The sequence below is a fragment of the Oleiphilus sp. HI0117 genome (assembly GCF_001635235.1).
In genome coordinates this window covers 1-9,999 of record NZ_LWGA01001418.1, presented here as the reverse complement: position 1 = coordinate 9,999, position 9,999 = coordinate 1, and the positions used below count along the sequence as shown (strand labels likewise).

Annotated in this window: 10 protein-coding genes; 6 read left to right on the top strand and 4 right to left on the bottom strand. The window is 45.2% G+C overall.

Translation table 11 applies throughout. The features are described from left to right. A partial coding sequence (locus A3757_RS23935; protein WP_197470278.1) for an isocitrate/isopropylmalate family dehydrogenase occupies positions 1 to 198 on the top strand: 198 nt, incomplete at its 5' end. A 103-nt stretch (positions 199 to 301) separates the two neighbouring features. On the opposite strand, the gene A3757_RS23930 is transcribed toward A3757_RS23935, so the two are convergent. From A3757_RS23930 to A3757_RS23920, 3 genes are all read right to left on the bottom strand, one after another. After that, the gene (locus tag A3757_RS23930) at positions 302 to 691 is read right to left on the bottom strand and encodes a DUF3135 domain-containing protein (protein ID WP_068510366.1); all 390 of its coding nucleotides are present in this window, start codon (positions 689 to 691) and stop codon (positions 302 to 304) included. A 275-nt stretch (positions 692 to 966) separates the two neighbouring features. Then, complete coding sequence (locus A3757_RS23925; protein WP_068552971.1) at positions 967 to 1,842, bottom strand: ribose-phosphate pyrophosphokinase; 876 nt, start codon at positions 1,840 to 1,842, stop codon at positions 967 to 969. Continuing rightward, positions 1,839 to 3,383, bottom strand: coding sequence for a thymidine phosphorylase family protein (locus A3757_RS23920; protein ID WP_068510370.1), 1,545 nt, complete (start codon positions 3,381 to 3,383; stop codon positions 1,839 to 1,841). The genes A3757_RS23925 and A3757_RS23920 overlap by 4 nt, the downstream gene beginning before the upstream one ends. A 289-nt stretch (positions 3,384 to 3,672) precedes the next feature. On the opposite strand from A3757_RS23920, the gene A3757_RS23915 reads away from it, so the two are divergent. The 5 genes from A3757_RS23915 (at position 3,673) to A3757_RS23895 (ending at position 8,442) form a co-directional block, all read left to right on the top strand. Next, positions 3,673 to 5,034: an MBL fold metallo-hydrolase RNA specificity domain-containing protein gene (locus A3757_RS23915; RefSeq protein ID WP_068552972.1), complete on the top strand. Its 1,362-nt coding sequence runs from the start codon at positions 3,673 to 3,675 to the stop codon at positions 5,032 to 5,034. Positions 5,035 to 5,066: 32 nt separating this feature from the next. After that, positions 5,067 to 6,746 carry a Na/Pi cotransporter family protein gene (locus tag A3757_RS23910; protein WP_068740421.1) on the top strand — a complete coding sequence of 560 codons (1,680 nt, stop codon included), beginning with the start codon at positions 5,067 to 5,069 and terminating at the stop codon, positions 6,744 to 6,746. A gap of 12 nt (positions 6,747 to 6,758) precedes the next feature. Beyond that, positions 6,759 to 7,442: an alpha/beta fold hydrolase gene (locus A3757_RS23905; protein ID WP_068516584.1), complete on the top strand. Its 684-nt coding sequence runs from the start codon at positions 6,759 to 6,761 to the stop codon at positions 7,440 to 7,442. Between the two features lie 204 nt (positions 7,443 to 7,646). Further along, positions 7,647 to 8,237, top strand: coding sequence for a transglutaminase family protein (locus tag A3757_RS23900; RefSeq protein WP_068552973.1), 591 nt, complete (start codon positions 7,647 to 7,649; stop codon positions 8,235 to 8,237). Next, a complete protein-coding gene (locus A3757_RS23895) occupies positions 8,230 to 8,442 on the top strand; it encodes a hypothetical protein (protein WP_156490258.1) in 213 nt (70 codons plus the stop codon). The genes A3757_RS23900 and A3757_RS23895 overlap by 8 nt, the downstream gene beginning before the upstream one ends. 10 nt (positions 8,443 to 8,452) lie before the next feature. On the opposite strand, the gene A3757_RS23890 is transcribed toward A3757_RS23895, so the two are convergent. Then, positions 8,453 to 9,999, bottom strand: a 1,547-nt coding sequence (locus tag A3757_RS23890) for a PAS-domain containing protein (RefSeq protein ID WP_156506542.1), incomplete at its 5' end; no start/stop codon positions are given.

Genomic DNA, 9,999 nt, shown 5'->3' with positions numbered 1-9,999 from the left:
ATTGGTTCTGTTGCATTGATGCTGGACATGAGTTTTGGTTTGGAAGAAGAAGCGAAAGCGGTTTGGACTGCTATGCAGAGCGTCTTCGAAGCAGGCTTCTCTACAAGTGACTTGTCTAAGCCTGGTCAGGGCATCGAGATTCTAAGCACAACAGAGTTTGCTGATAAGGTAATGGCTAAGTTGGAAGAATTGCTATAAACCAGCAAAGAAATTAAAAAAGGGGAGCCATAGCGGTTCCCCTTTTTTGTTCTTGTAGGCAGAGCCTTCCACGGCTCGCTGACGGGGTAGCACGGGGCAGGCTCTACTTGGGAAACAACTCAACAATCTCCGCACTTTCCGCAGGCTTGCTGCTTTGCTCCTGTAAATACTTTCGTGGGTTTGCCAATGCCAGTTGTAGTTCCACAAACGAATCATGCATCATTTCTGAAAGTCTCATACAGGACGATAATGGGCTTCTGGCACCTTGCCTGGCCATATTTATCCTGAACTGCACTCCTTTCAAACGGCGCTGAAGTTCAATAGGTGCTTGCTCGATTGCTTGTTGATAGAGCTCTTCACGGTAACGCTCAAATGCTTCTGGCTTGTTCGAAGCTAAGTATCTTAGTTTATCAAAATCGATCGGGACGATACGAGAGTCCTGATTACCTAAGTGAGAAGACTCCGCTTCTTTAAAGTTTGATCCATCGTGCACGGTAACGACCTCTTACTGTTACAAAGTGTTAGCGATATTTTATCGGTGCGATCAAAAACTGTACAGCTAGAAGGTGTGGGCAGGTCCACGAATTTACAAGATCTCTGCAAAATTTTGTGAAATCACTTAGATAATAGCGGTGATGATTTTGATGCCAGTTTTTCAAGCACTATAAAGTGATTATTCGTCTAAGTTGTGCGCAAGCTTCGTATGATAAAAATGTGGCTTTGTAAATCTTATAGTCAATGTTTCAAGTGAGTTAACATTTGGCTTTATTACTTCAAGACTTCTGCAATAATACTGGCAATATCTATAGTGTTTGTTGAGTGGGGGACGGTGTTACAAGTTAGTATGTCTTTGATCGGTGCTTTAGACATTTCACAGTATGCATCTTCAGAGAAAAGTGCGTGCACACCAATGCATATAGGCTCTTGTAAACCTTCGGCTACAAGCGCTTCGGCAGTACGAATCATGGTCCGACCTGTCGAGATAATATCGTCAATAAGTACGGGGGTTCTTTGTGCAAAGTCTTGAGCATTTGGGCTCGAAACTTCTACGTTCTTATCGCCGAAACGTTGTTTTTCTAGAATTAAGTAGGGGCAGCCAATCATGTCTGCTGCCGCCGCAGCCCATTGCTCACTTTCACTGTCAGGGCCAACCACCAAGGGGGTCTCAATATTTTCTTTAACCCATGAGGCTATTAAAGGGTTAGCTTGCAGAGTGTGTGTTTCCATTGTGTAAATTTCACCCAGTGAATGGTAGCGATGCAGGTGAGGGTCGATGGTGATTAAGCGATCTAAATACTGATTTAACAACTTAGCGTAATAGCGTGAAGTCAGAGCCTCTCCTTCGTGAAACTTAATATCCTGACGCATATAGGGAAGATAAGGACAGACTAAGGTAATACTGGCTATTCCAAGCTCGCGTAAGGTTTCGCAAAGATAAACCAAGGGTAGAAACTTTGAATTTGGCTGGTGCATATTCGAGACTATAATGGCTTCACGCTGCTGGTAATCGCTATGTACTCTCATGTAAGTTTCACCATCAGGGAACTGGCGGTGTTCCAACTTGGCAGGTTCTGCATTTAACTCCGTAGATAGCGCAGCGAATAGCTCAGGTGCAGCGTAGAGGTCAAAAATTAAAGGTTTCATAGAGTTTCTTCCTCAATTCGAATAGCATCAGGGTGAGCGCTTAGAAAGTCGATCGCATATTCAAGTTCACCTTTTGTTTCTGCGTGCAGTTCAAAAAGTGGTGTACCAATATCGACTATATCCCCTAAATGGGTCTTAAAGAGTATACCGGCGGCAGCTGCAGAGGGCGCGCCAGCGAGTTTAGCCAGTTTACTGATAAAGCGGTTATTGATGTAACAAACTATACCCTGTTTATCCGAGAATACCTCATGACGATAGGGGGCCTTGGGTGGTTCCCTCATACCTCCCTGCGCCTCACATATAGCTTGGAATTTTGTCCAGGCTTTGCCTGAATCCAGAATTTCTGTGGCCCTATCAAGGCAGTGATTCGGCTCTGCCGCATCGCCCATTTCCAAAATCTTTGCAGCAATCAGTAGTGCTCTCTGTCTTAGGTCTTGAGGTGCTAGCGGGCTATTTTGTAGTACGGTTAAAATATCTTGCGCTTCCAAGGCAGGGCCGATGCCGAAACCCACGGGTTGTTGGCCATCTGTCATTAGGCAGGATATTTTTAATCCTAAGGCTTCACTGCTTCGTTCTAGCTGTGTCGATAGTTTTGTCGCGTAGTCCATATCGCGAACTTTGGCGGTAATGCCAACCGGCAAATCGATTAAGGCATGTGTTGACCCGGCAGCCACTTTTTTGGATATCACCGATGCGACCAATTGGCCTTCGCTATCAAGGTCGAGTGCACGTTCGACACGAATCAGAATATCATCTGCCGGGCTAAGGCTAACTGAGCCTCCCCAGGCAATACAGCCGCCTTCTTGTTCAACTACTGATCTCATTTGCTCAATGCTCAAGGTCACGGGAGCAAGAGTTTCCATGGTGTCGGCGGTACCGGCAGGTGAGGTAATACCGCGTGAGGAAGTTTTCGGCATGATCAAACCGGCAGCACTTACAATAGCGACGACGATGGGTGTCGTTCTATTGCCAGGTAAGCCTCCAACACAGTGCTTATCCATCACCTTTTCACTGCCCCACTCGAGTTGACTACCTGCATCGACCATGGCCTTGGTAAGGGAAATAATTTCGTCGGTATTGAGTCGGTTTCCTGCACAAGCGGTGACAAAGGCGGCTAGCTGAATGTCAGAATAGTAGCCTCTCGTGATATCGTGAATAATATGCTTGCTAGAGTAGTCGTTAAAACTATTACCGTAGACTTTGCCGCGAACTGCGCTCATCGAATCGGCCGGTTTTGCATGGGAAAAGTAAGCCCGTTCGCCTTCATCGGCACTCAGTAATTTCCATGCCGACTCGGACAGGCCAACCTCCTGACGAGACAAGTCTCCATTAGTCACCATATTTACTGTTGCAATAATGCTGTTCTTTTCAGTGGTGATACGCACACGACTTTGGGCATAAAATCCCTCAGAGCGACAGACGTGGCAATTTTTATGCATATAAATGACAGGCTCTTGATGCGTGTCGATATGCATTCGTTTTAATTGCAGGAAGTTAAGTTCCTGTTGGGCAGTTTTGTTGGGCTCACTGGTGCGGCTCATTGCGTTACCTGATTTTTCTTATACGAATATTCATAAAATAACATGAAATTATTCATGGGCGTCAATAATTGATGTCGTGACTTGATATCGGTCGGTTCATGGAGCGTTTTAACACTATATTATTGTAGCCAGAGTCTTCTACTGTTAACTGGCCGTGAGGTTCGGGGAAGGTTCATGTGAGGAGTGGAACTCCTTGCCTAGCTTAACTGAGTGATGGCTTCCTCAAAACATATATACATTTTAGGCCTTGATTTTGTATGCTTGGAATAACGAGTCTAAGGATAAGAGCATGTTAAAAATAAAATTTATCGGTGGTGCTGGTACAGTTACAGGTTCCAAATACCTTCTGACTATAAACGACAAGAAAGTCCTGGTTGACTGCGGTATGTTTCAAGGGGTAAAAAACCTACGAGACAAGAACTGGCAACCGTTTCCGATCGATGCCTCAAGTCTCGACGTTATCTTACTGACTCATGGGCATGTAGATCATAGTGGTTATATTCCTGCTCTTAAGAAGGCCGGATTCAAGGGTGTAATCTATTGTAGTAGTGGTACCTTAGACCTGTGTGGTGTGCTTCTACCTGACGCCGGTTTCCTTCAGGAAGAAGATGCTCGCTACGCAAATCGAAAAAGATTCTCTAAGCACTCTCCTGCGTTGCCTCTTTATACGGAAGAGGATGCGAACGCATCGCTGGAATTATTTGAACCTGTCTCGATGAATAAGGAAATAGAGATCCTTAAAGGGGTGAAGGTTGAATTCAAGCCGGTTGGGCATATCCTGGGTGCCGCCTCTATTCGACTTAGCGCCTTGGGAAGAAGCATAACCTTTAGTGGAGACGTTGGTCGCTCTGATGACTTGGTAATGAAAGCGCCTCAAAAGCTAAGTGAAACAGATTACTTGGTGGTAGAGTCGACTTATGGTGATCGACTACATGAAGATATCGATGCCTTTGCATTCTTTGAAGAAATCATCAATAAAACCAGTAAGCGCGGTGGCATTGTCTTGATGCCTTCCTTTGCGGTTGGCCGTACGCAAATTAATCTTCATATTCTTCAAGAGCTTAAGAAACAGGGGCGAATACCTGACTTACCCATATTTCTCAATAGCCCCATGGCGATTACGGCGACCGAGATCTATTGTCGGCACAATAAAGAGCACAAGCTTAGTGCCAGCCAGTGTGCTGAAATAGACCATGGAACTCATTTTGTACGCACCGCTGAAGAGTCTATCGCACTTAATGGCAGTTCTTATCCTTCAGTAATCATCTCTGCCAGCGGTATGGCAAGTGGTGGCAGAGTTTTACACCACTTAAAAAATCTCTTACCGCATCATCAGCACAGTATCGTTTTTATCGGATTTCAGGCACCTGGAACGCGAGGTGATACCCTGGTCAGTGGTGCTGCTGAAGTCAAAATACACGGCCAGTACTACCCTGTGAAAGCGGAGGTTTATCATAGTGGTAGCCTGTCTGCCCACGGCGACTATCAAGAAATTATTGACTGGTTGCGTGCGTCAAAGATCTCCCCCAAGCAAGTGTTCGTTACCCATGGTGAGCGTAGTGCCTCTGACTCAATGCGTATGAAGATAAAAGAGCAGTTGGGTTTGAAAGCTTGTGTACCGGAGCCTGGTCAGGAATTTGAACTGAATTAGTAAATAGTCTCGGTCAATAATTAAGGTTGGATATGGAGCAATTTCAGTTACTAGAGTTTATTTCAGGAATCGGGGTATTTCTATTTGGTATTGATCAACTAGAGAAGGCCTTGAAGGCTTTAAGCAGTCGTTCCTTGAAAGTCATGCTGCGCAAGCATACAACTCATCCTTTAAAGTCGATACTAGGTGGGACGGTCGCAACAGCCATTCTGCAGAGCAGTTCGGTTGTTGGCTTAATGACGCTGGCCTTTGTCGGGGCCGGTATTCTCGATATGCGCAATGCGCTGGGGATCATTCTAGGGTCTAATCTGGGAACAACGTTTACCGGCTGGATCGTTGCAACCTTGGGCTTTAAGCTCAGTTTGTCTGCTTTCTATCTACCGATGCTGGGTCTGGGGTGTTTAGGTTTAGTTAGCTTTGGTGATGATAAAAAGCTCCGTCACATGAGTCGCCTATTAATGGGCTTAGGGCTGTTGCTGATGGGCTTGGTGCTGATGAAAGATAGCATTGAGGCTTTTTCGCAAAGCTTCGATGTCTCTATATTCAAAGAGTATGGAATTTTTGTTTTTTTTCTAGTGGGCGTTATCTTCACGGCCATCATTCAATCCAGCTCCGCGACAATGATGATCACCTTGAGTGCACTTAATGCTCAAATAATTGGATTAGATCAAGCGGCGGCATTAGTGATCGGTGCAGACCTAGGAACCACCGGCACTGTTATGCTCGGTGCCTTAAAAGGAACGCCAATTAAAAGGCAGGTGGCAGCAGCGCACTTCTTTTTCAACCTGATCACCGATTTATTGGCACTCCTATGTTTGCCTTTGCTGTTGAAAATTATCAATGATGTCTACCAAGTCGAAGACCCTTTACTTGGTTTGGTCGCCTTCCACAGTACCTTTAATGTAATTGGTATTTGCCTCTTTATTCCCTTTTTGGGGGCATTTGCACGCATGCTGGAAAGGCTCTTCAAAGAAGATACCAGTGCCATTAATTGCCATATCAAGTCAATTCCAGAAGGTGAAGTGGAAGAATCCCTCTTGGCCCTGGAGTCAGAGTCAATTCATCTATTTAGCCGTGTATTGGTGTTAAATCTGGCCTGTTTTAATATTAATACCCTTAATATTAAACAAAGTAAATTGATTGGCTCAGAGCCGGAGAATGCAGGGTATTTGAATGATACGGATCAGTTTGATGATGGCTATGAAGATATTAAACAGCTAGAAGGTGAGGTCGTAGAGTTTGCTTATCGTGTGCAGAAAGGGCGCGTTGAAACAGATCAATCTGAGCGTATTGAGCAGATATTGGAAGCAATTCGAAATGCCACCTATGCCGCCAAGGAGGTTAAAGATATTCGTCATGATCTAAGCTATCTCAGACAGTCTGATAACCTCTTTATTTATAATACCTATCAACAAATTATTGCTCAGGTAGAGGCTTTTTATTCCGGGGTGAGTAACTTATTTAACCATCGCAATGAGGTGGTTTTGTTAGAAATGTACACGGAGCTTAAACGTAATACTGATGAGCATAAACAAGTCGTAACCCAAGCGATATATTCCGATAGTCAGGAACACAAATTGACGGAGCAGGATCTATCAACCATGTTGAATACAGTGGGTGAGGTGAGCTTATCGCAAACTTTGTTACTAAGAGCGATGCAAAGCTATTTGTTCTCGGAAGCCTCTAGTCGTAACTTGGCATCGGCTGTTTAGAAAGGTGAGTCTATGAAGCTGGTTTTTATACATGGCTCGGGTATGAATAGTGTGGTTTGGGAGCAGCAGCTTGTGCATTTCAGCCACTCGGAAGCGGTTGATTTACCGGGACATCCTAATGGCCCAAAGCTTAAAACTATGGAAGACTATGTACAGTCTGTTGGCACTTATCTCGATACGCTAGACGATGTCATACTGGTCGGGCACTCCTTAGGTAGTGCCGTGGTACTGGCTTTGGCAGCGCAAGGGCACCGCTCGCTCAAAGGGATGGTTCTAATCGGTGCAGGTGCTCGTTTAAAAGTTCTGCCAACTTTATTAGATAAACTTACTGACCTGTTCGCTAAAGGGGACGACAGGATTCCCGAGTCTGTGCTGGCAATGAATCATAGAATTGATGAGCCGCTACGCAGTAAAATTAATGCCGCAATGCAGGAAAATGGAGCAGGTGTTTTACTAAGAGACTTGCAAGCATGCAATGGCTTTGATCTGATGAACGAGCTAGCGAGTATCGACTTGCCTAGCTTAATCATAGTGGGTGATCAGGATATTATGACCCCGCCCAAATACGCTGACTACCTCAAGAAGGCTTTAGCTAATGCAAGTCTGGCTCTTATACCGGGTGGCAGTCATATGGTATTTGCCGAGCAAGCAGATGAGGTGAATGCCAGAATAGATAGCTTCATCAATACACTCTAATCATACCCGTAAACAGAGGGTTTCACCCCTCGCTAGAATCTGCCACCGTGCTAAACCGCTAGCGAGGCTCGGAGGCCTCTGCCTACGAATAATAGAAATTGCTACCTCATAGAATATTACCATTTTGCGGTTTGCTTCCTTTTGCAGGGTGTAGCTGATGTTATAGAATTCTCCGCTCAGAAGAGAATAATAGGTAGTCACGAAATGGAAGCTTATCTGCAGGCTTGCCCCTATATCGATTGGCAGCACGAAGCCGTGCAACGTCAGGCAAGTTTGTTAGCGCAAGGAAGGCAAAATTGCTACGTAATCGCCCAAAGGTGTTTTGAGTTTGTGCGTGATGAAATAAAACACAGTTGGGATTACCGATTGAATCCGGTAACGGTTTCAGCTTCTCAGGTGCTTGAACACGGAACAGGTTTTTGTTACGCAAAAAGCCACTTATTGGCTGCTTTACTTAGAGCGAATCAAATTCCGACTGCGATATGCTATCAACGTGTACGTCTCGATGACACCCCTAGCTTTTGTTTGCATGCACTAAACGCTGTGCACCTGCCTGACTATGGTTGGTACCGTATCGATGCACGTGGGAATACCCCTGAAATCGACGCTCAATTCACGCCTCCAGTTGAAAAACTGGCAATTGAGCGATATGGTTTGGGAGAGTTTTTTCTCGAAGGGCTCTATGAAGCGCCCTTATCATCTGTGACCAAGCTACTTGAGAGCTGTGAAACGATAGAGCAAGTAGCTCAGCGTTTAAGTGAAACTGATACTTTGGGCCATCAAAGCAATGAATAAAATGCCATTCTCTCTTCAGGTGACTATATTTCTTGTCACATTCTCGCTATTAGCTATTTATATGGTTGGCGGCTTAGAAACCGAAGATGGTAAAACTCTCTTGGTGATCGTACTTATTGGTGGCTTGATCTCCACACTCCGAGCAGCCTACCTAAGAAATAAGCAAATTAAGAAAGCGATAGCGCGTCAAAAAGAGCTGTCTTGAGCTTAACTCATCAGCTTTGCTTTTTTCGTCGCACTAACTGGCTCAATAAGGCTCTAAGCTTCGCGGGTTTAAGCGGTTTGCTTAAAAAGTTGAAGCCTTGCCCTTTCGCTATACTCGCCAACTCTGGTTCGGAGGCGGCTGAAATGATGCAGACGGGAACGTCTTGCCCCCATATCTCTAATAGCTCATTCGCTAATTTGATACCGTTTGAATACTTGTCTTCGCCTTCATCATGCGTCAGCTGGTAGTCCATGAGTAGCACGTCAGGTACAAAGTGTTTGGTACTATCATCGAGAATACTTTCGGCACTGTTGTAAGACAGCATCTTGCAGTTCCATTTGTTGAGCAGTGCTTCGGTAGCTTTAAGGTTTTCCTGTTGGTCATCAACATAAATGACATTTAAACCTTCGATATCGCTTTCATTAGCGATCTCTTGCGGAGCCTCGATGATTTTGGGTAAGTGGCTTTGAGGTAAGGATATAGAGAAACAGCTGCCCTTCCTTAGTTTTGAATCGAGAGAAATGGGGTGTTGAAGTAGTTCTGCTAAACGCTCTGCAACAGCCAGCCCTAGGCCTAAACCGGCAATACTCTTTTGAGTCGGGGCTCGATAGAAGTCTGAAAAAATACGCGCCTGGTCGGTTTCCGCGATGCCTGAGCCAGTATCATAGACGCACACTCTCACGCGTTCACCTTCGCGACGGCAGCCGACCAAGATCTTACCGCTTTCGGTATATTTAACAGCATTAGAAAAGAAGTTTTGCAGGATTCGTCGCAGATATTTTTTATCGGACTCTACCACCAGTGAACTGGGTACGAAATGTAGTTCAACCTCGTCCTTAACCAATACTTTAAATTCATTTACCAGGGGTTGAAGGATATCGTCTAATTTGAATCGGCTGAGTTGTGGCGACAGGGTGCCGGTATCCAGTCGGGCTATTTCGAGTAGTGAGGATATGATACTTTCGGCGCTTAGAATCGCATCCCGAATTTGCACGATAGTGCTCATGTCTCGACGGTCTTCTTTTACATCTAGCAAGGTATTGGCATAGAGCTGAGCGGCGTTGATTGGTTGTAAAATATCATGGCTGGCTAGGGCCAGAAAGCGCGATTTAGTGGTATTCGCTTCTTCTGCCACGGCTTTGGCCTTTAGCAATTGCTCTTCAACTTCTTTTCTCAGTTCAATCTCTTTACGTAAATCCTGATTGATAGATTCAATCTGAGCGGTACGGCTTTGCACGCGTTGCTCCAAGTAAAGATTGTTTTGTTCGAGTTCATCCTGAGCGGCCATAAAGTCGGTGATATCGTCATAAGTGGTGACATAGCCTCCATCGGGAAGAGGGTTGCCCTTTATCTCGATAACGTGGCCGTTATGATGCTTGCGTACAACACGATAAGGCTTTCCTTGCATCAAATGTTTAAGACGTCGTTGAACATGCTCGTCAATGGCCCCAGGCCCCAATAGTCCGCGCTCAGCATTGAAGCGAACCAAGTCAGAAACTGCAATTCCGATTTGCAGCATGCCTTGGGGATAGTTAAACATTTCTTCATAGCGACGAT

Excerpts from the sequence above, each read along its gene's own strand:
- A3757_RS23925 (WP_068552971.1), bottom strand. The coding sequence starts at position 1,842 with ATGAAACCTTTAATTTTTGACCTCTACGCTGCACCTGAGCTATTCGCT.
- A3757_RS23920 (WP_068510370.1), bottom strand. The coding sequence starts at position 3,383 with ATGAGCCGCACCAGTGAGCCCAACAAAACTGCCCAACAGGAACTTAAC.
- A3757_RS23915 (WP_068552972.1), top strand. The coding sequence starts at position 3,673 with ATGTTAAAAATAAAATTTATCGGTGGTGCTGGTACAGTTACAGGTTCC.
- A3757_RS23910 (WP_068740421.1), top strand. The coding sequence starts at position 5,067 with ATGGAGCAATTTCAGTTACTAGAGTTTATTTCAGGAATCGGGGTATTT.
- A3757_RS23905 (WP_068516584.1), top strand. The coding sequence starts at position 6,759 with ATGAAGCTGGTTTTTATACATGGCTCGGGTATGAATAGTGTGGTTTGG.
- A3757_RS23900 (WP_068552973.1), top strand. The coding sequence starts at position 7,647 with ATGGAAGCTTATCTGCAGGCTTGCCCCTATATCGATTGGCAGCACGAA.
- A3757_RS23895 (WP_156490258.1), top strand. The coding sequence starts at position 8,230 with ATGAATAAAATGCCATTCTCTCTTCAGGTGACTATATTTCTTGTCACA.